Origin of the sequence: Gilliamella sp. CG25 (assembly GCF_046635705.1) — a bacterium.
Taxonomy (GTDB): domain Bacteria; phylum Pseudomonadota; class Gammaproteobacteria; order Enterobacterales; family Orbaceae; genus Gilliamella; species Gilliamella apicola_I.
This window is the reverse complement of record NZ_JBIDFJ010000009.1, coordinates 96,006-117,939: the sequence shown is the minus strand read 5'-3', so window position 1 is coordinate 117,939 and position 21,934 is coordinate 96,006. Positions and strand designations below refer to the sequence as shown.

Annotated in this window: 20 protein-coding genes and 1 riboswitch; of the genes, 8 read left to right on the top strand and 12 right to left on the bottom strand. The window is 35.2% G+C overall.

Annotation, left to right across the window (positions count from 1 at the left end; genetic code table 11):
* Positions 1–130: 130 nt before the first annotated feature.
* The 6 genes from ACGH6P_RS08460 to coaA form a co-directional block, all read right to left on the bottom strand.
* Positions 131–5,230, bottom strand: coding sequence for an MG2 domain-containing protein (locus ACGH6P_RS08460; RefSeq protein WP_411597259.1), 5,100 nt, complete (start codon positions 5,228–5,230; stop codon positions 131–133).
* Between the two features lie 269 nt (positions 5,231–5,499).
* A complete protein-coding gene (locus tag ACGH6P_RS08455; RefSeq protein ID WP_411597258.1) occupies positions 5,500–6,183 on the bottom strand; it encodes a 7-cyano-7-deazaguanine/7-aminomethyl-7-deazaguanine transporter in 684 nt (227 codons plus the stop codon).
* 196 nt (positions 6,184–6,379) lie between these two features.
* Positions 6,380–7,039 (bottom strand): 7-cyano-7-deazaguanine synthase QueC, encoded by a 660-nt coding sequence (gene queC, locus ACGH6P_RS08450; RefSeq protein ID WP_267351430.1) that lies wholly within the window; start codon positions 7,037–7,039, stop codon positions 6,380–6,382.
* A gap of 27 nt (positions 7,040–7,066) precedes the next feature.
* The gene (queF, locus tag ACGH6P_RS08445; protein ID WP_220216824.1) at positions 7,067–7,540 is read right to left on the bottom strand and encodes a preQ(1) synthase; all 474 of its coding nucleotides are present in this window, start codon (positions 7,538–7,540) and stop codon (positions 7,067–7,069) included.
* A 2-nt stretch (positions 7,541–7,542) separates the two neighbouring features.
* Positions 7,543–7,587, bottom strand: a riboswitch (PreQ1 riboswitch).
* Between the two features lie 241 nt (positions 7,588–7,828).
* The gene (locus tag ACGH6P_RS08440; protein WP_411597257.1) at positions 7,829–8,266 is read right to left on the bottom strand and encodes a DUF1090 domain-containing protein; all 438 of its coding nucleotides are present in this window, start codon (positions 8,264–8,266) and stop codon (positions 7,829–7,831) included.
* A 17-nt stretch (positions 8,267–8,283) separates the two neighbouring features.
* Positions 8,284–9,222 (bottom strand): type I pantothenate kinase, encoded by a 939-nt coding sequence (coaA, locus tag ACGH6P_RS08435; RefSeq protein ID WP_411597256.1) that lies wholly within the window; start codon positions 9,220–9,222, stop codon positions 8,284–8,286.
* 167 nt (positions 9,223–9,389) lie between these two features.
* Between coaA and yihI the strand changes: the two genes are divergently transcribed.
* Together yihI and hemN are read left to right on the top strand one after the other, a co-directional pair.
* Entirely contained in the window at positions 9,390–9,878 is a 489-nt protein-coding gene (gene yihI, locus ACGH6P_RS08430; RefSeq protein ID WP_267378267.1) for a Der GTPase-activating protein YihI, read from the top strand.
* Between the two features lie 280 nt (positions 9,879–10,158).
* Positions 10,159–11,562, top strand: a complete 1,404-nt coding sequence (gene hemN, locus ACGH6P_RS08425) for an oxygen-independent coproporphyrinogen III oxidase (RefSeq protein WP_411597255.1) — start codon at positions 10,159–10,161, stop codon at positions 11,560–11,562.
* Between the two features lie 88 nt (positions 11,563–11,650).
* Here the strand turns inward: hemN and rsmC are convergent, their stop codons facing one another.
* Positions 11,651–12,691, bottom strand: coding sequence for a 16S rRNA (guanine(1207)-N(2))-methyltransferase RsmC (gene rsmC, locus ACGH6P_RS08420; protein ID WP_411597254.1), 1,041 nt, complete (start codon positions 12,689–12,691; stop codon positions 11,651–11,653).
* Between the two features lie 78 nt (positions 12,692–12,769).
* Between rsmC and ACGH6P_RS08415 the strand changes: the two genes are divergently transcribed.
* The 6 genes from ACGH6P_RS08415 (at position 12,770) to cyaY (ending at position 16,064) form a co-directional block, all read left to right on the top strand.
* The gene (locus ACGH6P_RS08415) at positions 12,770–13,186 is read left to right on the top strand and encodes a DNA polymerase III subunit psi (RefSeq protein WP_267361275.1); all 417 of its coding nucleotides are present in this window, start codon (positions 12,770–12,772) and stop codon (positions 13,184–13,186) included.
* Positions 13,155–13,619 (top strand): ribosomal protein S18-alanine N-acetyltransferase, encoded by a 465-nt coding sequence (gene rimI, locus ACGH6P_RS08410; RefSeq protein ID WP_411597253.1) that lies wholly within the window; start codon positions 13,155–13,157, stop codon positions 13,617–13,619. The genes ACGH6P_RS08415 and rimI overlap by 32 nt, the downstream gene beginning before the upstream one ends.
* Positions 13,620–13,644: 25 nt before the next feature.
* A complete protein-coding gene (locus ACGH6P_RS08405) occupies positions 13,645–14,280 on the top strand; it encodes a thiamine diphosphokinase (RefSeq protein WP_267378255.1) in 636 nt (211 codons plus the stop codon).
* A 71-nt stretch (positions 14,281–14,351) separates the two neighbouring features.
* Positions 14,352–15,122: a hypothetical protein gene (locus tag ACGH6P_RS08400; RefSeq protein WP_411597252.1), complete on the top strand. Its 771-nt coding sequence runs from the start codon at positions 14,352–14,354 to the stop codon at positions 15,120–15,122.
* A gap of 19 nt (positions 15,123–15,141) precedes the next feature.
* Positions 15,142–15,657, top strand: coding sequence for a surface-adhesin E family protein (locus tag ACGH6P_RS08395; RefSeq protein ID WP_267351411.1), 516 nt, complete (start codon positions 15,142–15,144; stop codon positions 15,655–15,657).
* Between the two features lie 98 nt (positions 15,658–15,755).
* Positions 15,756–16,064 carry an iron donor protein CyaY gene (gene cyaY / locus ACGH6P_RS08390; RefSeq protein WP_267378247.1) on the top strand — a complete coding sequence of 103 codons (309 nt, stop codon included), beginning with the start codon at positions 15,756–15,758 and terminating at the stop codon, positions 16,062–16,064.
* A gap of 89 nt (positions 16,065–16,153) precedes the next feature.
* Here cyaY and uvrD read toward each other — a convergent pair whose 3' ends face one another.
* The 5 genes from uvrD to dapF form a co-directional block, all read right to left on the bottom strand.
* Positions 16,154–18,382 carry a DNA helicase II gene (gene uvrD, locus ACGH6P_RS08385; RefSeq protein WP_267351407.1) on the bottom strand — a complete coding sequence of 743 codons (2,229 nt, stop codon included), beginning with the start codon at positions 18,380–18,382 and terminating at the stop codon, positions 16,154–16,156.
* 190 nt (positions 18,383–18,572) lie between these two features.
* Complete coding sequence (gene yigB, locus ACGH6P_RS08380; RefSeq protein ID WP_411597251.1) at positions 18,573–19,286, bottom strand: 5-amino-6-(5-phospho-D-ribitylamino)uracil phosphatase YigB; 714 nt, start codon at positions 19,284–19,286, stop codon at positions 18,573–18,575.
* On the bottom strand, positions 19,286–20,209 hold the full coding sequence (xerC, locus tag ACGH6P_RS08375; RefSeq protein ID WP_065559259.1) for a tyrosine recombinase XerC: 924 nt from the start codon (positions 20,207–20,209) through the stop codon (positions 19,286–19,288). Before xerC ends, yigB begins: the two co-directional genes overlap by 1 nt.
* Before the next feature lie 9 nt (positions 20,210–20,218).
* Positions 20,219–20,953 carry a DUF484 domain-containing protein gene (locus ACGH6P_RS08370; protein ID WP_411597250.1) on the bottom strand — a complete coding sequence of 245 codons (735 nt, stop codon included), beginning with the start codon at positions 20,951–20,953 and terminating at the stop codon, positions 20,219–20,221.
* 118 nt (positions 20,954–21,071) lie between these two features.
* The gene (gene dapF, locus ACGH6P_RS08365; protein WP_411597249.1) at positions 21,072–21,896 is read right to left on the bottom strand and encodes a diaminopimelate epimerase; all 825 of its coding nucleotides are present in this window, start codon (positions 21,894–21,896) and stop codon (positions 21,072–21,074) included.
* Between the last annotated feature and the right edge of the window lie 38 nt (positions 21,897–21,934).

Below are 21,934 nucleotides of genomic sequence, written 5' to 3'. Positions count from 1 at the left end.
AAAAAGGCGTTTTATTATCTTCATTGTCATTATCTAATTTCAGGAGTTAACAGAGATTTTTACACAAAAAACACCGCCAATTTTATTTGGCGGATGTTTTGATGATAATTAATTTAATGAGTTTATACTGCTAATCATTTTTAATTTTAGGTTGAAATATTGTCATCATATCTAGTGTTTGACCAATCGCAAATCTTTCCGGACGATACATTGATTCAACAAATGGAGAAGGCACCATATAGCTACCTGGCGTCACTGCTCTAACTAAATAAGCCATACGTTCACCGTACAAATTTCTGCCGATATAATTTTGGATATCAACAGCCGCTACGTACCTATCATCACGATATTGCTGATAACGAATATGACTACTATCTTGATTATTGAGTAAATTGGCTAACCCAGGAATAGAATCTAAACTGACATTACTGCCTATAAGATTTTGATTTTCCAATTCTAATCCAGCAGGTAAGAAATCAACAATTAACGCATCTTGAATTCTTTCTCGCGATTTTACATCTAAGATGACAAGCATCATTGTACCCACTTTTACATCTGTAGGAATAATAGGGTTGCCTTTCATATCATAATAACTTCGACTGATCCTTAAGATGTTCCCATTTGATGTTGGTGCAGGCGCTGTTTTAGCATAACCTGATACGGTTAATTTAATATATAGCGGTTTATCATTTTGTGGGTTACTGATAGTTAATCCGTGATTTATATCGTTAAAATTAAAATTACGTTTAAATGACCCACTAGCCGAAGTGACTTCATTATTCACTGCCACTTTAAACTTCTGTGTGCTTTTGCGTTGTTCTAACGACCATCCCGCAATAAACAGTGAATTTAATTCTTGCGTTGATAGATAACGTTTGTCATTTAATAAATCAGATAATTTAAATAGATATTCAGTTTGCAAATTCGTACCAATTTTATTTTCAACAAGAATCGCTAATACTAAAGCGTCATCACGAAGTTCACTACCGTAATCACCATAATAATTAATGTCGTTTTCGTAATTTGTATTTTTCACTTCTTCCATCAAAGCTCGATATAATTCTTCATAACCGGTAAGTTTTGCCGTTAATGCTAACTGCATTATAGGTAGTGGAGATAACGCTATGTTGTTGTCTATAATTTTTCGAGATAGATTTTTAATTTCATTACGCATTATCGAAGTAATTTTATCTTGTTTTGCCATTAACATTAACGCATAAGCTTTTATCGAAAGCTCTACATGATCATATCTATCTGAATTTTGATAATAATATCTCATGTTATCAAGAACTGAAGCGGAATAGATATACTCTCCAATTCGTGTCATCGCTGAATTAAGTGCTTTATCATTCACTTGATAACCTCGTTCTTTAGCTTGAAGTAGAAAATCAGTGGCATAGACAGTAAGCCAATATTCCTCATTACTTTCACTACTCCAAAGACCAAAACTACCATTGCTTCTTTGCATTGATAAAATACGAGAAATCCCTAATTGAACATTTTGACGACGTTCTTCATCCGAATCGGTTTTGATGCCTAATGCAGCTAGCTGTTCACTATTAGCATATAAAGATGGAAATAAGCCACTTGTAGTTTGTTCCAGACATCCATAAGGATACGCAAACAATTCTTTGATATATTGGGCAACATTTAACGGTGGCTGATTAGAAACAATTAATTGAGCGCTAACAGTATTATCAATTAAATTATCTAAATTAGACGGGGATAGCATCCAACTTTCACCTGCATCAATTGCTTCAACATAACTTTTGTAGGTTGCAGAATAGGCAGGCCTGACTCCTAATTTCCATGAACGGTTGATTTTATAATCCGATCCATCATTCAATTTAATTCCTGTTACGGTGACTGTTATGGTTCCTTGACCATAGCCGTAATCAGCAATAATAGGGATTTGAATAATATTTTTCTGCTTTGTATCAAGCTTAAGATTGATAGATTTCGATTCCGTTTGATAAACCAGTCCTGAGGTTGCGACATCAATTTTCATGGTTTGAGTTGTATCAGTCAAATTATGGATATCTAATGCTAATTCAGCACGATCTCCACCTGATATAAATCGAGGAATAGACAATTCAGCAATCACAGGAGAAGCAACAATCATCGCTTGCTCAGCTTTACCAAAGCGGTTGTCATCCCATGCTTGCGCCATTAAACGTAATTCTCCATTAAAATTTGGTAATGCTAACTCAACAATTCCTTCACCATTTTCATTTAATTGGATCGTTTTGAGTTGTTGAGCAACGATGTTTACTTCCGTTAATGGTCTTTTACCGCCTGCGGCTACCGCATCACCACCAAAACTCATTTTAATGTTTCGTCCTTTTGCCTCAATTAACTTGCCGTATACGTCATACTGATCAACATCATATCGTTTACGTCCTAAAAATGAGGTATAAGGATCGGGCGTTGCGAAATTAGTTATATTCAACACGCCTGCATCTACCGCAGAAACTAAAACTGTTACGGTCTGATCTTTATTAATTGCTTGTTTATCCATTCTTATTTTAATTGGAATGGTTTTTTCTGGCTCGGTTTTATTCGGTGCGTCAATCTTGATATTTAATTGACGATTTGACGTGTCTAACGGTAAATAAAGTAGACCTACCGCCCGTTTAACCGTTTGTACTTCAGCATTCGTCGATGGTCGGATAATCATTGCATTTATATAAATATCGTGACGTTTCCAATCATTAATTGGGATTTCAACTTCAAGACCTTCATCGTCAACGGTAATTTCTTTTTTCCATAATGTTCCATCGTTGGTTTCAAGTGATATGTAACCTGAACCGGCAGCCGGCGCTTGTACGTGTACTTTTGCTGTATCACCAACCGAATAAAATGCTTTGTCTATACTCAATTTTACCTGATCTGGACGCAAATTATTTGTACCTTGAGTATTATCTTCCCAGTCATAGCCAGCCCAAAAACGAATGTTACTTACTACATTGGTATTTGGATCCACAATTTCCATTCGATATGCCCCATAATCATCAGGTTGATAGCTGACTTTAGCTGTAGCGTTTTCATCAATGGAAATCCTATTTTCTGAAACAACAAACTCTTTTAAAGTTGAATGTTGCTCCCAACCACTACCATCAGACCAAGACCAATAATAATTTCGACGCTCACGCACTACACGGGCTATTAAATTATTTGTAGCAAGTTTTTCACCTTGCTTATTCACGTAAGCGACTTCAAACTCCGCTAAAGCGCCAATGTCAACAGTTGGACGCTGACTATAAGTATCCATCTGCCAATTGTAATAAGGTTCGTCACTAAATAAAGTACGTAAAGCGGGAAGTTGATTTGCTGGCCAAATATCTTGAGTTGCATAACGAGTAACTGGTCTTCCACCCGAATCCAATAAACTTATATTTGTCACGATTCTAATAGGTTTTTTTACACGAGCCCACTGATCTGCACTAAGCTTGATTTCTGTTTTACCATTATTATCCAAAGTTTCATCAATTTCAGACAACTCAGTATAATCTGTCTCACCTTGAACATTTCCGATTTTAAAATCATTTAATCCCTGAACAGTTCTTAAATTTTTATAATAGTTCCTACCATTCAATTTATTCCCAGAAGCTGGTGCACCATAGAGATACCAACCTTTTATACTAAATTCCACGTCTTGATCAAATGATATAGGTTCATTAGAAGGCGCTTTGATTTCCATTGCCATTCTTTCTGGCAGGAACTCTTCTACTTTAAAATAAGAAAAACGATAGTTGTCATCACCGACATTAATACGAAGTGACCATTTACCTGTTGGCGCATCATTTGGTATCGTGAACTCAACTTGATATAAACCATGCGTGTCTGGTTCTTTTTTTACGTAACCACTTGCTATAACATTATCGTCAGAAGAGAGCACCTCAACCATGATTGGTTGATCAGGTAATTGTTGTCCGTCAGCATCACGTAATAATGCGTTAAAATAAACCGTTTCACCTGGACGATATAAATCGCGAGGCCCAAAAATAAATAATTGTTTTGAATAAAAAGTTGAACCAGATAGATTAAAGTCCGTTAAATTTAGGGCATTACGATTAATGGTGACAAATGAAGTCTGGCTTCCATCATCGGCTGTTAATAATGAATAATTAGATCCTTCTGGTAATGTGATCTCAGCAAAACCTTCATTATTCGTTTGGAATGAAAGGGTATTACAATTATTATTGTTGTCATTTGAAGAGTTAACACAAAGTAGCGATAAATTTATGTTTGGTAACGGTTTGCCATTATCTAATCCATGAGTCATCACCAATAATTTACCATTGTTGTAAGCATGAATAGCTATCCCAATATTACTGATTGAAAATAATGTGGCAGGCAATTCATCATTATAAGATCCAGCTTTATCCATTATTGCAAGATAAATGCCTTCTTTATTTATTTCTGAAAACTTAGATAAATCCAGTAATAGTGTTTCTTGAGTATTTGGTGTAGGATTGAGATCAAACCTTGAAGAAAAAGATAAATCCATATATTCTTCAAAATTTTGTGAACGCCAAGTATAATAACGGTTTATAAATCCGTAATTCGTAATAAATTTAGCTAACTTTTCTGGTTTGATTCGATAAAAATTAATATCGACTTTATCAATATTCAGTGTCGTAACCGGTAAACCATTCATGGATTTGCTGGGTAATAATACTCCACTACTTGAAAAAGCAATAAAAGGCTCACGATTTTGGGTATTAATTTCAATTTGATATACTGAGGATAAACTCTTATCATTGATAGCAGATAGCATTTTATCAATGGTCAAGGTTAACTTACGATTCGGTTCAAGGAATCGATGCCTTAATTCCAAACCGTTATTTGAAAGCTCCCATGCGCCATCAACCGTTCCTTTTTCCTTATCGACAAGTCTTAGAAGATTAGAAAAATTGAGTTTAGGGTTAACCGGAACAGAAAACGTAACAACTAAAGTACTCGAACCATCAAGTATCATTTCTGAGGTATCAAGGACAGTAAAAGGGTTATTTTTATATTTTTCTTTTAACTCAGGAGTAACAGTAAATATACTTTGAGTTTGATTATTTTGATTCGAATTAATCTTTGAAGTATTGTCATTGACAGATTGAGTTGTTGTCTGACTATCTTTTTTTTCATTAGCTATCGATGAAGATTTATTATTATTATCACAACCGATTAAAACCAAAATTAAGCTCAACACGCTTAACCCTTTAATAAAGCTCATTATTTTTCACCTATTTTCTATTCCAAATATTACATTATCAACATTTTTTGATTATCTATATTATGCACTGCCTAAAAACGTTTGGCAAAAGTTGTTTTTAAAGACAATGCCACTTCTTCAAGTATGTCTGATAAAAAAATTATCTTTTATTAAAACATATTGTTAATAGAAACCATTGCCATTAGATGAAGAGACAAAACTCATTTATTCATGAAAATAAATGAGTTTTGTAAATAGTGGAAGGCGCTTCGTTACAAAAGCGAACAAAATTATGAATTGGCGCTATCTAACGTCATTAATCTTTTCATTAAAAAATTTAAAATAACACCATAAAGGGGTAAGAAGAATAATCCACAAATTAAAATTTTAAAGCTATAGTCAATCGAGGCTATTTCGATCCAATGATTCGCCATAAATTCGTCGTTACTTTGATAAAAGGCAATCGCAAAAAAGACAATAGTATCAATACCATTACCTAATACCGCTGACGCCGAAGGCGCAACCCACCACGCTTTATTTTTTCGTAAATAATTAAACACGGTAATATCCATCAGTTGCCCAACCAAATAAGCAGCAAAACTGGCTAATGCAATACGAAAGACAAAACTGTTAAAATCACACAACGCTGAAAATCCCATCCAATGCCCTTCGAAAAATACAACCGAAATGGAATAAGAAAACAGTAAAGCCGGTATCATGACAACAAAGATAATTTTTCTGGCAAGGCTGGCACCAAATACCCGAATGGTTAAATCGGTGGTTAAAAAGATAAATGGAAAGGTAAATGCTCCCCATGTGGTATGAAAACCGAAGATATCAAACGGGATTTGTACCAAATAATTGCTTGATGCAATAACTAAGATATGAAAAAAAGAGAGCCAACAAAGTGCTTTACGCTGCTGAGCTGGAGTAAATTTTTTCTGTAATGAGTCTGAGTGAATATTCAAATACATATTCGTTTCCTTTTTTGAATGGGGTGAGAGAACCCATGATGTTTAACATAAAAATGATGTAATTAAGGTAAAAATGTCGGATTACCTGAATTTAATTACATCGATATTTAATATTGTTAACTTGTTATACAAAAATACTTGTTATACAAAATAATCGTTGATGATTTGCCTGCATTCATTTAACCGTCAGACACGACTATGTTGTGACATCGGTTAAATATTGATTTAACCCTTTTTCACGCAGCTCACAACTTGGGCACTGACCACATCCTCCGTCAACCCCGTAATAACAAGTGTGAGTGTGTTGTCGGATATAATCAAGATAACCGAGTTTATCAGCCATTTCCCATGTTTGCGCTTTAGTCAGATACATTAAAGGGGTGATGATGTTAAACGTGTAATCCAAGGCTAAATTCATCGAAACATTCATGGATTTAATAAAGATATCTCGACAATCCGGATAACCACTAAAATCAGTTTCACATACGCCAATAATAATATCTTGAATAGCATGTTGTTTGGCATAACACCCCGCTAACAATAAAAATAGCATATTACGCCCGTCAACAAAGGTATTCGGATAATTCCCTTCTTGAGCGGCTTTGATTTCTTGTGAATCATCAATCAAGGCATTATTGGTCGTTTGTTTGATCACTGAAGTATCAATGAGGGTTTGCTTTACACCAAGATCGTCAGCAATCCATTTGGCTTTTTCAAGCTCAATGGCATGTCGTTGACCGTATTGAAAGCTGATTGTTTCAACGTTTTCACGTCCATAATCAGCAATGGCTTGCAGCAGGCAAGTGGTCGAATCTTGCCCACCCGAAAATATCACAAGTGCTTTACGATGTTGCATTAAAAAATTCCTGTTAGGCTGATGAGATTAGCGATTATCGACTTTTTCAGGATAAAGATCGTGATTAGCTAAACGATTAAGCGCAATTTGTTCCCAGTGAGTACCGGGTTTACCGTAATTAGCATAAGGATCAATAGAAATACCACCTCGAGGCGTAAACTTACCCCAGACTTCGATATATTTGGGATCCATTAATTTAATCAGATCTTTCATGATGATATTAATGCAATCTTCATGATAATCACCATGATTACGGAAGCTGAACATATAAAGCTTAAGTGATTTACTTTCGACCATTTTGATATTCGGTACATACGAAATGTAGATCGTTGCAAAATCAGGTTGACCGGTGATAGGACAAAGACTGGTAAATTCTGGGCAATTGAATTTTACAAAATAGTCATTACCAGGATGTTTATTATCAAAGGTTTCCAGAATTTCTGGACAATAAGTTGTAGGATAGCGAACAGACTGATCGCCTAGCAGTGTAACGTTACTCATAATTTTCCTTAGTTTTTTTGCGTGGGAGGTTTACGAACCACGTGATAATGCGCACACCTTACCTTTTTTTGTGATAAAAGTCTAGCCTATTGCTTAATCACTTAGCATAACGGCGTTAAACGCTAAGTTAACTTAATTTGCTTGAAAATTGGGTCATTTTGGTTAAACAATAGCAATGCGTGTTGAATAAGAAAGTTGTCATCATCAACGGGATAACTCACAACGTTATCACTATTTTGATGATGACAAATTTGGAGGATAATCTTAATAAAAGCTAAAAACTAAGATTTACTTCGATTTCACTGCTTTGTAGAAGTTGTCCAATTTATCTTTAGCTTCCGCAAGTTCTTTTTCAGCATCATTTAATTTTGCGGTTTTTTCGGCAATTTTTTGGTTATCACCTTTGAGTTTTGCCTCTGCTAAATCTTTTTGTCTTTCTGCCACTTTTTCAGTCTTATCAGTAATATTCTTTTTGTATTCGGCTTCTAAATTATCATCTTTACAATGCATTTTGACATTTAACAATGCTTTTTCTAATCCTTGAACACGTTCAACATTATCGGTTTTTTGGGCTTGTGTAATTTGTGCTTCAATTGCCTCTTTTTTGCCGGCACAGGTTTGCCCTTCATGATCATCAACGTTTGCGGCACAAACACCTAATGTAAGGGTTGTTAAAAAAGAAAGCAGTGTTAATTTACTTACAGACGACTTAATTGTTGATTTCATAATAATTCCTCTTAAGTTTATTTTCTTAATTGAACACAATCGACTTTATGGTTTTTGCCTTTCGTTAATATTAAACTTGCTCGCTCTCTTGTCGGTAAAATGTTTTCGATCAAATTTAATTCATTGATTTCTCGCCAAAGACGATTAGCGATATTTATCGCTTCTTGCTCTGGAAGCTGTGAATAGTGATTAAAATATGAGTTAGGATCACTAAAGGCGCCAGCTCGAAATTTTAAAAAACGATTCACATACCAATCATGTAGAAGCGACAAATCTGCATCAACATAGATCGAAAAATCAACATAATCTGAAACAAAGACTCGGTTGGTATTTTGTGTAAAATTTAAGGTTCCTTGTAATACGTTTAATCCTTCTAAAATGAGAATATCAGAACTATCTATAACGATTTCTTCATTATCAACAATATCATAAACCAGATGTGAATAGACGGGTGCTTTAACTTGAGATTGACCTGATTTTACATCAGCAACAAAATTGATCAACCTTTTAATATCATAAGATTGTGGAAAGCCTTTTTTGTTCATTATGCCACGCTCTTCAAGATATTTATTAGGATATAAAAAACCATCCGTTGTGACTAATGCAACTTTTCGATGTTCAGGCCAACGACTTAATAGTGCTTGTAAAACACGTGCAGTCGTACTTTTACCTACTGCTACACTCCCTGCTATACCGATAACGTAAGGGATTTTTTGGGTTTTACCTAAAAATTTAGCAAGAACAGCCTGACGGCTAAAACTATTATTAATATAATAGTTGAGCAATCGGGATAAGGGTAAGTAAATTTCGCTGACTTCATCTATGGACAAATCTTCATTAATCCCTTGCAATGAGGTGAGTTCCTGAGGGGTTAATGTCATGGGTTCAGCATTACGCAAACTAGCCCATTCTTGGCGGCTAAACTGCATATAAGGACTAAGATGATTTTTCATCATGTCGTGTTCTCAAATTCCATCTATTTAAATTGATTGGGTTAAGATTATACATAAATCTTACTTTTTACAATCATAAATTAGCATTAATGCATGATCGTAGCTATATTGAAGACTTACTGATAAAATAGCCTAAATAAATATTTGTCCTATTATTAAACAGAGATTATATGTTAAAAACCAAATCGAAACAAAAACCGAAAAAAACCCGTCAAGAGATTAATGAAGAATCTTGGGCACTCAAGCGAAAACGCAAACATAAAGGCTTACCAAGTGGTTCTCGTTTCAATAATGAAACCAAAAAAAATAAACCAACAGCTAAAACCGTTAAAGATCCGCGTATTGGTAGTAAAAAACCGATTTCGTTAATTGCTGATGAATCAGTGAAATCGACCAATAAAATCAAACAACCGAAAACGCAAAAATTAGTTTTATCACCCGAGCAAGAATTGGAACAACTGGAAAACGATCCTAAATTAGAGCAATTACTTGATTTAGTCGAAAGTGGAAGCCAATTAACAAAAGAGCAACAAACATATCTCGATACTAAATTAAATCGTATCGATGAATTGATGCAGCAACTCGGTTATAGTGTTGATGATTTTGAAGATGAAGAAGAGAAACAAGAAGATATTGTGAGTTTATTGAAACGTAATTAACGTCATACCTGAACAAATTTACATTAATTTATTGTGATATATAATGCGATGAATTTGTGATAGTTTGGCTGTTAAAATATCAACATCAATCTGTTCCGTCGACTGAATGTACAATCAAATATTTAATAATGAGAGCCAATCATTATGCCTATGTTAATCATGCTTAGTTTATATATTGGACTATTTATTTGTACTTTACTCTATCTTCGAAAAACGAATCGGATTAAATTTCGTGTTAAGGCAAAACAGAAAACGATTTTAAAAGGTCATGGAAAAAGTCATGTCAAAGACAAAATTAGACGAAAATAATAGCTTAGCAGAAGCACAATTGTGGGATCAAAGTTTAATTGAAAAATACAATTATTCAGGCCCACGCTATACTTCTTATCCTACTGCGTTAGAGTTTAATGAAAATTTTAGCCAACAAGACTTTATCTTGTCCGCCACCCGCTTTGCGGATAGACCTTTATCGCTTTATGTTCATATCCCATTTTGCCATAAACTTTGTTATTTTTGTGGGTGTAATAAACTGGTTACCCGACAAACCCAAAAAGTCACCCAATACTTAGATATACTGGAACAGGAAATAGCTTCACGTTCTCAGTTATTTAAAGATCGCACCGTCACTCAAATGCATTGGGGAGGCGGTACACCGACTTTTTTAACGCATGACGAGATTACTCGACTTATTACCTCGTTAAAAAAGCACTTCAATTTTGATACCCACGCTGAACTTTCAATCGAAATCGATCCAAGGGAAATTACCCCACAAACTATCGATCATCTAGCCAATTTGGGCTTTAATCGATTAAGTATGGGGATTCAGGATTTTAATCATGAAATACAGAATTTAATCAATCGTGAACAAGATGAACAACTCATTCGATCCTTGATCCTTCAAGCAAGAAAAAACCGTTTTCATTCAATTAGTTTAGATCTTATTTATGGATTACCGAAACAAACGGTTGACAGTTTTACCGAAACATTGGATAAAGTGATTGATATCTCACCCGATCGTTTAAGTGTCTTTAATTATGCCCATTTACCTAGCCGATTTGCAGCACAACGCAAAATTAAAGACCACGATTTACCTAATGCTCATGCAAAATTACAGATTTTACAGACCAGTATTCAAAAGTTAACCCAAGCAGGGTATCGCTTTATTGGTATGGATCATTTTGCAAAACCGACTGACGAACTGGCAATTGCCCAGCAGCAAAATAAATTACATCGAAATTTCCAAGGTTATACCACCCAAGGAGAGGCAGATTTATTAGGGCTTGGCGTATCAGCAATTAGTATGCTGGGTGATAGTTATGCACAAAATCAGAAAGATCTTAAACTTTATCAACAACAAGTTGAATTAAGTGGTAATGGTTTATGGAAAGGGTTTTCCTTAAAGGAAGATGATAAAATTCGCCGTGATGTGATAAAACAGCTTATTTGTCATTTCTATTTAGATAAACAAGCGATTGAACAGCAGTATCAAATCCGATTTGATCACTATTTTGCCGAAGATTTAACCTTGCTTGACCCATTAGTCAAAGATGGATTAGTCACAGTAACAGACGATGCCATTATCGTTAATCCTAAAGGCCATTTGCTTATCCGTAATATTTGCATGTGTTTTGATAGCTATATGAGACAACAAGCACGGCAACAGCAGTTTTCAAGGGTGATTTAGTCACTAGTTCCCCCCACTCTTTTGATGATGTATTAAAGGCAAAGTTACGGTAAAAACCGTAACTTTTTTTCTTGTGTGGAATTATCAGTTAATGACAAGCTAAATAAACTCTAAATTTTGTTGTTTGTGCAATGACTTCAACACTTTTGAAGGTTTCGTCTAAAATAGCTTGATAAGGTAAAAATGAGTTTGCCACAATACAAAGGTAACCATTTAGTTTCAAGTGTTTTTTCGCTTCTTTAATCAGTGTGTTTACTGCCGTATAACTGGTTTCTTTACCGTCATGAAAAGGGGGATTAGACACAATAAGATGATATTTATCATTAATATTTGAAAATACATCGCTGGCAACAACCGTTGCATCAATATGATTGGCATTTATCGTTGCTTTACTTGATTCAATGGCAGCAACGCTAACATCAGACAAAGTAAGATTGATTTCAGGATACAATTTACCCAACACGGTTGATAACACTCCTGCTCCGCATCCTACATCTAACACATTACCTTTAATAATATCAGCATGATCAACTAACGCATTTAATAGCAGTTCACTTCCGGCATCTAATCCTTTTTGACTAAATACGCCCGGTAAACTCTTAATTTCAATATCTTGATCTTCAATGGATAAATGATAATTTAACCACCATTCACTAAGATCAAATGCCAAACGACTTTCAGCTTGAAAATGATACAAACCACAACGCCTTGCGCTGTCAATTTTTTGGATGACACCAAAATCAGCGAGAAGCGACTCAACACTTTTCACCCCCGTTCGATTTTCACCAACAATAAAGATATCACTATCTTTTGGCATATTATTTAATAGATAAGAGAGCTGAAATTGGGCTTCGCTTTTTGTTTTTGGCCAATAATAGATTAACGTATTCATGCCGTTATAAAAATCTTTATCAGGCAGAAGAGAAAAATCGATTTCAGTGCCCTTGCGACTATTTTTTAGACGCAAATAGGTATGAAATTGTGAACAATGAATTTTAACTTGATTAGCCGCAATAACAATAGGATAACTATCTTGAATATCACCAGCAATAATAACTTTTTTATCGCTAAAAAATGTTTGATGACGTTCAAGTACTTGACTTGCAGGAGTAAAAGCGGATGTTGCCATAATGCCTCAATGAAAAACCTTTATAAATTGATGCGATGATTATACAATTAACCATCTTTAATCTCTAATAAAAACCGAATGTCGATAATGTCACAACGTGATTGGTACTTACAACAATGCAATATTACGCAATATGTGTTGCGTAAAGCAAATGTTTTTAAAGGTGAAGTGGTAAACCATATTGACGATGAAATTCGTTTAATTGTTGTCGCTGAGCAAAAACCCACGCAAAAAATTTATTTTGATATTTTAAATGCCATTCGCCTTAATCAAGAGCAGGTACTTTTTTTAACGCCTTCACAATTAATCATCCCCTCCGATGATATTGATAAGGTTATATGGTTTATTGACATAAATCCTGATGAATCTTGGAAACGTGCATTAACGATTCAAACAACGGATTTAATTTCTTTAGCTAAAGCTCCACAACAAAAACGCCAACTTTGGCAACAATTATGCGAATATGAAAACTATTTCCACCCTGACCGACAATGATTTACCCGATGCTTTTGAGTTAGAACAACAATGCCACTTGATTCCTTGGTCAAAGCAGACGTTCTATTCAAATCAAGGCGATCATTATTACAATCTTAAATTGACTATCGATAACCGTATAGTTGGTTTTTGTATTTGTCAAATGGTTGCTGACGAAGCTAATTTGTTCAATATCGCTATTCATCCAAAATACCGACAACAAGGGCTTGCTAAGGCGTTACTGAATCATTTAATTGATCACCTGACTAGCATCGATCACCCGATTGCGATTTCCACATTGTGGTTAGAAGTAAGAAGATCAAATACACCCGCAATCGAACTTTATCATTCTCTTGGTTTTAACCAAATTACCGTTAGGAAAAGCTATTATCCAACAACCAATGGCAAACACGAAGATGCAATTATTATGGCTTACACATTAACCTTATCATAACGATAAATTACAGAAGGAATAATCAATGATAGCTAATCGGGCTCTACTTTTTGTCAATGGTGAACCGCCACATCACTTTCCAAGTGATTTAACCGGCTATCATTATGTTGCTTGTACTGACGGCGCTTATCATAATTACTTAGCCTCAACCGCTATCATACCGGATTTTATTATTGGCGATTTAGACAGTTACCATCACACTATGGCTGTGCCAGACAAAATCCAAATAATACAAACTCCCGATCAAAATAAAACTGACTTTGAGAAAGCTATCATTTTTTTAGCAGATAAAGGGATTCAACACTTTGATATTTATGGGGCAACTGGACATGCTAGCGACCATTTTTTAGGTAATTTATCGGTAGCGTTGCAGTATCATTCACAATATCAAATCACTTTTTATGATAATTACGGCCACTTCTTTTTTGCCAAAAAGTATCAAGAAATCGTTAATATCAACAATCATATAGTCTCTTTTATGCCATTTTGTGAAGTGACGGACTTGACCATTACAGGCGTGCAGTATCCTTTAGTCAATCAAACGCTCACTTTTGGGAAATTTATTAGCGTACGCAATAAAGCCATATCAGATTTAGTTAAAATTACTTTTCAACAAGGTAATTTAATCATTTTCATTGAAGATTTTAGTAGTAAACATTGACGGCGTGATTTACAATAATTTACAATATCATTATACTTTTTTAATAAAAAGATTACCAAAAGGACATCACCATGCTTTTAAAAAAACTTTCTGTGCTTGTGAGTACATTATTGATATCTTGCATGGCTTATTCTGCTCAAAATCAACAAGATATCAATAAAACTGACAAAATAATGAAAGCTTTTTTAGCATGTGATAATCAATTTTTTAAGCAACTCGCTTTATACAAAGATGATTTTAATCAATATGTTGACTTAGCCACTGCCGATAATGTGACCTATATTCCTGTCGAATCTATCGAAAGTCATGATAAAAACAAAGTGATGTTTAAAAAACCGTTTCAATATCGTGGGTTAACCATTTCGGGTTATCAAAATGTCTACCTTACCACCACCGCATCAGGCCAATTTTATTACTGGGGATTTATTGTTGATAATGCCATTGACGATGTAAAAAACGCATTAGATACTCTCCATTGGTCTAAATTCAATGCACAAATTTATACTGCAAATACTAAAATTTTTGATACCCAATCTCATTCTCCTAATTGGCAGGATAATCCTTATTCTATAGACGGTGTGCTTCCTAAAATTGGCACTATTGAAAAATCACTTTATTTAGAACCGATTTCTGACAAACAAAGCTTGGTGTCGTGCTCAATTCAAGGTGATGTAGACAAACAGATTCTTTATGTTACAAGACCAGATATAAAACCAATTTTGAAAAAAATGGAACTTGAACGTAAACAGAAGTTAAAACTAGATAATAAACAGAAAGAAATAGAACAAAAAAGACAATTTCAACCTCAAGTTAAGCCTAACCAAAGCTTAAAAAATAATTAAAAAATGGAGATGAAATTTAATGAAAAAATTAGGAATACTGTTATTTCTTTTTTCTTTTTCTGTATTAAGCCTTCAGGGAGTAACAAAAAATAAAACGGAGGTGAATAAAGTTGACTTTAATAAAGAGTATCAAAAATTAAAAGACGCCAGTATTGGAGAGCAATTTATTTCAATCAATAAAAGTTATGAAAGAGATTCGGTCGGTTACACTTTTATAGATAAAAATTCGGTCAGATTGCATCCGTATAATAAAAACATTCGTCAATTTAATAAAGTAACTAATTATATACCTTCTCTTAACTATGAACAGATTAATGGGAATAAAGTACCTTATCATTCAATGGTTATCCAAGAATTTGCGAATTGCGATAAAATGGAAATTGCCGAAGGCAAGATACAAATTTATGCAAACTATTTTGGTGACGGTAAATTGATTTCTGAAAATCAGTTAGTAAACCGTTGGGTTGCAACCAATCCAGGAACTGATATGCGGGTGTTACTGGTTATTGCCTGCTCGTTACCCCTTGTGAATTAGTCACAAACTTTGTGCATTGCATTTAGGCGTACGGTAGCGAAAAATAGACGTTTATGCTAATATTCTGGCATTATTTTTAACGAATTGATGACAATGAAATGAATATTACGCAATTTCACATTCTAACAGAACAATTATTTAATAGTGTTGAACTTTTTTTAGATAACTACGCTCAAGAACATGATGTCGATATTGATTATGAAACTAATGGTAATGTGATTACAATCAGCTTTCCAAATGGCAGCAAAATCATTGTCAATACTCAAGAGCCGCTTTATCAAGTTTGGTTAGCAACCTCAAAACAGGGTTATCATTTTGATTATCATGATCAGCAGTGGATATGTAACCGAAGTGATCAAACCTTTGACACGATTTTTTCTGAAGCAGTAAAAGAACAAGCAAGCTAATTAAATAAGCAGTTAAAAAAGGGATCTTACAATACTTTATTAAGATCCCTTTTCAGCTTCAAACAATATTCATTTTTTTGCAGGTATAATCAAAGTAGGGTTAAATTGGCTAATTTAATCACTAACCATTTGATTCCTTCGTTAACAAATGCGATTTGAACGCGTCGATGATCCCCTTCACCATCAAGATTGATTATTGTGCCTTCACCAAAACGATGATGTTTAACTTTTCTGCCTAATGTATAACCATCACTTTCACGACTTTTATCCAGATAAGATTGTCTACGATTTTGCTGAAATTGCTTTTCTTGACTTAGATTATCTAATTTGCCTTCAGGAGGCGCAAAGAATCCCCGATAGCTAATTTCGTTTAACCTGTCGACTGGCAATTCAGCTAAAAAGCGAGAAGGTAAATTACGCTCTTCACGACCATAAAGGCGTCTTAACTCGCATAGCGATAAGGTTAAATGCTTGCGTGCTCGTGTTATACCAACATAAGCAAGGCGTCTTTCTTCTTCCATTCTGTCGATTTCTAGTGCTGAACGTTGCGCCGGAAACAGTCCTTCTTCAAGACCGACAATGAAAACATTATCAAATTCAAGTCCTTTTGCAGCATGTAATGTCATCAATTGGACTGAATCTTGTTCTTTTAGCACGTCTCGGCTTTCTAACGAAGTATAAGCTAAAAATGATTCAAGCACGGTTAAGGTCTGACCGGTTTCACTATCTTCAATCACGGTATTTTCATTATTACGATAAAACTGTTCAGCCGCCGACACTAACTCTTCAAGATTTTCAAGTCGAGATTGTCCTTTAATGCCTGGCTCTTGCTCATACATTTGTTGAATTCCGGACGATTTTATCAGGATATCGAGTTGTTGATAAAATGGCATTTGCGCAACTTCATCATAAATTGATCCCATGAGTTCAAGAAAACGACTTACTCCAGATCGCTGCCGTTCGGTTAATCCATTCATTTGAATTAACATTAAACACGCATTCCATAATGAAATATTATTTTGTTTGGCTGTTAATCTGATTTTATCAAGGGTCACATTACCAATACCCCGCGTTGGCGTATTCACCGTTGCTTCAAATGCCATATCGTTATCGTGATCATGCAAAAGCCGTAAATACGCAAGTGCTAATTTGACTTCTTGCCGCTCATAAAACCGGATCGAACCATAGATCTGGTAAGGTAACCCAGCTTGTAATAACGTGTCTTCAAACAGTCGGGACTGCACATTATTGCGATATAAAATGGCACAACTGGAATATTTTTCACCAGCATCATGATATTTTTTTATCTGCCCAATAACAAATCTGGCTTCATCAATATCATTGAAACCAACATAAAGAGAAATCTTTTCGCCTTCATTGCGATCTGTCCACAAATTCTTACCTAATCGATTCTGATTTTTAGCAATAAGTTGATTAGCGGCATCTAAAATCGTACTGGTTGAACGATAATTTTGCTCTAATCGAATAATTTCAGTTTCGGGAAAATCATGAATAAAGAGTTGTAAATTATCGGCATTTGCACCACGCCAACTATAGATTGATTGGTCATCATCGCCAACAATCATGACATTCGCCGTCGTGCCCGCTAATTTTTTTACTAAAGAATATTGTATATGATTCGTATCTTGGAATTCATCAATTAAAATATTTGAAAAACGATGTTGGCAGTAACTTAATACATCTTTGTCACTGCACAATAATTCATAAGCACGTAAAATAAGCTCCGAAAAATCAACATAGCCTACTCTGTCACAAATCGCTTGATAGTCATTGTAGATAGTCTGCCACATTATCTGTTTAGGATCTTCAGGTATCAAATCTTTAGCGCGTAAGCCTTTCTCTTTTTGATTAGAGATAAAACTTGCACACTCTTTTGCCGACCACTGTTTTTCGTCAATTTTTAATTCACGAAAAATCCGTTTAATCAGACGGATCTGATCTTCCGTATCGATCAATTGAAAATTGGATGGGAGTTTAGCTTGCTGAGAGAACATGCGTAATAAACGATGCGTTAACCCATGAAATGTTCCAACCCACATACCATTAAAATAACCTTCACCAATCAGATGCTGTATACGCTCTTGCATTTCAGCCGCAGCTTTATTGGTGAAAGTGACGGCAAATATGGAATGAGGCGAATAATGTTTTTCCATACAGAGCCATGCAATACGGTGAACTAATACCCGTGTTTTACCACTGCCAGCCCCTGCAAGAACAATAGTGTATTGATTATCAGTGGTCACCGCATCTTTCTGCTCGGTATTAAGGTCGTTTAATAATGATTGTCTGTTTTCCATTATGTTAAAACCTGTTGTCATCATAGCAATTATTGATAGGTTTTGAATTTAAACCTAGTATCAATCAATTCTTTTCAGTTAATCTGTCGTGTTTAGGTTGTCATCAAAAAGGATGTAAAGATAGGCGTTTTTTAAAGCAATTGATGATGATCGTGTAGCTTACTGTCTATTTATACATATTTAAAATAAATTATAGCAGATTATCCAGTTCTGATAAATGATTGATTTCAATATGTGGTAAACATTTGGCATCAGCAAGATGATAAATATCTTGACCATAAATATTAATCCAACAAGCTAATAAACCATTATTTACTGCGCCGTTAACATCTGTTAATAGATTATCACCGATATGTAAAACGTGCTTTGCTGGTACGGCTAACTTGTTAACTGCCAAATCGAATATCTCAGGAAAAGGTTTAGAACGACCATCCGCCCCACCTCGCAGCGAAAATTGAAAGTAATCTCCTAATCCTATTTTATGAATATCCACATTGCCATTTGTGATCACCGCTAAGGGTATTTTACTGGCAAGTGTTGCCAATAATTGATGCGTCGATTCAGTGATTTGCATTTTATGACGCCAAAAGTTAAAGCACGCCATAGATTCCTGAACGATATCATCAATGTTAAATGTGGATACACCCATTTTAAGGAGTAGAGATTTAATCGTTTCGATTCGCCAAATAACCACATCGTGATAGATTTCGGGATTTAGGGCTAATACCTGTTGTTTTTCATTATGAAGATCTGACAAGGTGATATTTTTTAGCTGTTCATGTTGTCTTAAAGACTTGATGATTTCATCTTCAGCTTTTTCAACAATCATGCTGTTGTCATATAACGTATCATCAAGATCAAATGTCATTGCTTGAATGCGGTTAATTGATCGGTAAAAACGCATTACTTTCTTCCTCTTTTTGCTCTTGGATGCGTCGAATCATAAACATCAGATAAGTGTGAAAAATCAAGGTGGGTATAAACTTGAGTTGTAGACAAATCAGCATGCCCGAGTAACTCTTGTACTGCACGCAGATCTCGACTGGATTCTAACATATGCGTTGCAAAAGAGTGACGCAATTTATGCGGATGAACATGTGAACTTAATCCCTGTTTGATCCCCCACTCAGCAAATCTTTTTTCAACATTTCGTGGGGAGATTCGACGACCTAATTTTGATATAAATAAGGCATCATCTTGAGGTTCTAATAAGTTACGCATGGATAACCAGTGTTGGATCCATTTAATCGATTCTCTACCTAATGGTAATTTCCGTTCCTTATTTCCTTTCCCCATTACCCGAATTTCCCCCTCTTTTAGGTTTAATTCACGGCAATTTAGATTCACTAATTCTGACAAACGTAATCCGGATCCATACATAACTTCAAGCATTGCCCGATCACGTACAGATAAAGGATCGTTATATTCAATGTCCAGTAATTGATTTATCTCGTCAATATCAATATTTTTAGGCAGATGTTGACCGATCTTAGGATTTAAAACGCCACGAGCAGGATTTGCGCTAATCAATTGATTCTTGACCATCCAATCACAAAAGCTCCGCAATGCCGATAACCTTAATGACAAGCTTCTTGCTTGTAACCCTGCTTGTTTACTTCTACCAATTAATAAGCGCACCGCCGATGAATCGAGATCTTGCCAGTTAGCTATTTCGACTGTTTTTGCTAATTCAATAATGGCATAGAGTTGTCGACGATAATTAATTTGCGTGTTTAAACTGAGTTGTCTTTCGGATTTTAAGTAGTTTAAAAATTGCTCAACGGGTTGGGTTAATAATGATAGTTGTTCTTGATTAGACTGAATCATCATTAGTCCTTATTTTATTCGCATAATCCACTTTTCAATCAAGATCGGTAATAACTCACTTATTTTTTCCAACAAGAGTGTCCCTTGACCTGCTTGATAATGATGTGGATTTGCACTGGTAAAAATCAAGATGCCCAAATCACCAAATTTTCCTAATAGCGATAAAGCAACTGATCCAACATAGTTATGTTCTGGTAATAAAAAATCTAATTCCGTCGAATTTAATGTACCTAAATACTGATGGCTATACTGCAAATGACGAACACGAATAAAATCAAATTGTGAAGAATTCAGCGCCAAATAGTGATAATTTGATGGCGCACTAAGTAGCCATTTATCGTCAAAAAGGTAGAGATAAGCGCCGTTCAGTCCCAATGATTTTGCCCATGAATTAAGTGACTGAATTAATTCATTGAGGTCTGAGGTTTGAATCAATTTCAGTTGAAGATCCATCAATTGGCTAAACAGCTGCTCATTCGCTGTGGCATGTTCCATTAATAACGTTATTTCAGACTCAAGTTGCTTTATTTTATTTCGTTGCCTTGCCATGTGCCATTCGGGTAATGAGATGACGCCACGCACGGGATGAGGAATTTGCAAACTTTCAATCTGGTTGGCATTGCGAATAAAAAAATCAGGGTTATTGATAATATACTGACTGACCACTTCATCATTTAATTTGAGTGGTTTAGTTTGAGTTTGACTGTTTTTAGTTTTTAAATTCCGCGTGTTTTTTACAACCATAGTTAAATTCTTTATTCATTTGTTAACATTTTAAAGATAGACTCATTTAATATTCAAATATGCGAACTCGGATTTTTATTGACCCACGCTACAAATTAATCGCCAAATAAGCACTATTTTAAAAAGAGATAAAACCGTCATAAACATGTGTTGCCGGCCCCGTCATAAAAAGTGGTTGATTTTCGCCTTTCCACTCAATCAGCAACTTGCCACCGGGTAAATTGACATTCACAGTCGAATTTAACAAGCCTTGATTAATTCCTACCGCGACCGCTGCACACGCACCAGTCCCACAGGCTTGGGTTTCACCCACTCCACGTTCGAATACGCGCAAATTGATGTTATTACGATCAATAATATGCATAAATCCAATATTAGCCCGTTCAGGAAAACGTTCATGTTGCTCTAATAATGGCCCTAGCGTGCTTACTTGAGCAGTTAAGATATTATCGACTTGTATTACACAGTGTGGATTGCCCATTGAGGCAACTCCACATAAAATGGTTTGTTCTTGTGCTCTGATAATATAGGTCTTTTCTTCTTTAATCGCTTTAAAAGGTACTTTATTTGGCTCAAAAACAGGTACCCCCATGTTCACTCGAACGGTTTCATCATCGTTAACGGTTAAGGCAATGTTCCCTTTCATGGTACTGACTTTTAACACGCGCTTTTTGGTCAAACCTTTCAAACGAACAAAACGCGCAAAACAGCGTGCGCCATTACCACATTGTTGAACTTCTGTCCCGTCCGAATTAAAAATACGATAGTGAAAATCGCTATCAGGTGAATAAGGGGGTTCAACAATCAATAGCTGATCAAACCCAATACCGGTATATCTATTAGCCAGACGCTTAATTAAATCCGGAGACAGATGAACATTTTGCGTTACCGCATCAATAACCATAAAGTCATTTCCCAGTCCATGCATTTTTGAAAAGTTCATCATCATCTACCTTTTATCATCAAAGATTACTATATCTT

Coding starts and splice junctions, on each gene's coding strand:
- ACGH6P_RS08400 (WP_411597252.1), top strand. CDS start 14,352: ATGCTTTTAAAAAAACTTTCTGTGCTTGTGAGTACATTATTGATATCT.
- coaA (WP_411597256.1), bottom strand. CDS start 9,222: ATGATGAAAAATCATCTTAGTCCTTATATGCAGTTTAGCCGCCAAGAA.
- uvrD (WP_267351407.1), bottom strand. CDS start 18,382: ATGGAAAACAGACAATCATTATTAAACGACCTTAATACCGAGCAGAAA.
- rsmC (WP_411597254.1), bottom strand. CDS start 12,691: ATGGCAACATCCGCTTTTACTCCTGCAAGTCAAGTACTTGAACGTCAT.
- rimI (WP_411597253.1), top strand. CDS start 13,155: ATGAAAACTATTTCCACCCTGACCGACAATGATTTACCCGATGCTTTT.
- ACGH6P_RS08370 (WP_411597250.1), bottom strand. CDS start 20,953: ATGGTTGTAAAAAACACGCGGAATTTAAAAACTAAAAACAGTCAAACT.
- ACGH6P_RS08440 (WP_411597257.1), bottom strand. CDS start 8,266: ATGAAATCAACAATTAAGTCGTCTGTAAGTAAATTAACACTGCTTTCT.
- ACGH6P_RS08405 (WP_267378255.1), top strand. CDS start 13,645: ATGATAGCTAATCGGGCTCTACTTTTTGTCAATGGTGAACCGCCACAT.
- queC (WP_267351430.1), bottom strand. CDS start 7,039: ATGCAACATCGTAAAGCACTTGTGATATTTTCGGGTGGGCAAGATTCG.
- ACGH6P_RS08395 (WP_267351411.1), top strand. CDS start 15,142: ATGAAAAAATTAGGAATACTGTTATTTCTTTTTTCTTTTTCTGTATTA.
- ACGH6P_RS08460 (WP_411597259.1), bottom strand. CDS start 5,230: ATGAGCTTTATTAAAGGGTTAAGCGTGTTGAGCTTAATTTTGGTTTTA.
- dapF (WP_411597249.1), bottom strand. CDS start 21,896: ATGAACTTTTCAAAAATGCATGGACTGGGAAATGACTTTATGGTTATT.
- queF (WP_220216824.1), bottom strand. CDS start 7,540: ATGAGTAACGTTACACTGCTAGGCGATCAGTCTGTTCGCTATCCTACA.
- yihI (WP_267378267.1), top strand. CDS start 9,390: ATGTTAAAAACCAAATCGAAACAAAAACCGAAAAAAACCCGTCAAGAG.
- ACGH6P_RS08455 (WP_411597258.1), bottom strand. CDS start 6,183: ATGTATTTGAATATTCACTCAGACTCATTACAGAAAAAATTTACTCCA.
- xerC (WP_065559259.1), bottom strand. CDS start 20,209: ATGATTCAGTCTAATCAAGAACAACTATCATTATTAACCCAACCCGTT.
- hemN (WP_411597255.1), top strand. CDS start 10,159: ATGTCAAAGACAAAATTAGACGAAAATAATAGCTTAGCAGAAGCACAA.
- cyaY (WP_267378247.1), top strand. CDS start 15,756: ATGAATATTACGCAATTTCACATTCTAACAGAACAATTATTTAATAGT.
- yigB (WP_411597251.1), bottom strand. CDS start 19,286: ATGCGTTTTTACCGATCAATTAACCGCATTCAAGCAATGACATTTGAT.
- ACGH6P_RS08415 (WP_267361275.1), top strand. CDS start 12,770: ATGTCGATAATGTCACAACGTGATTGGTACTTACAACAATGCAATATT.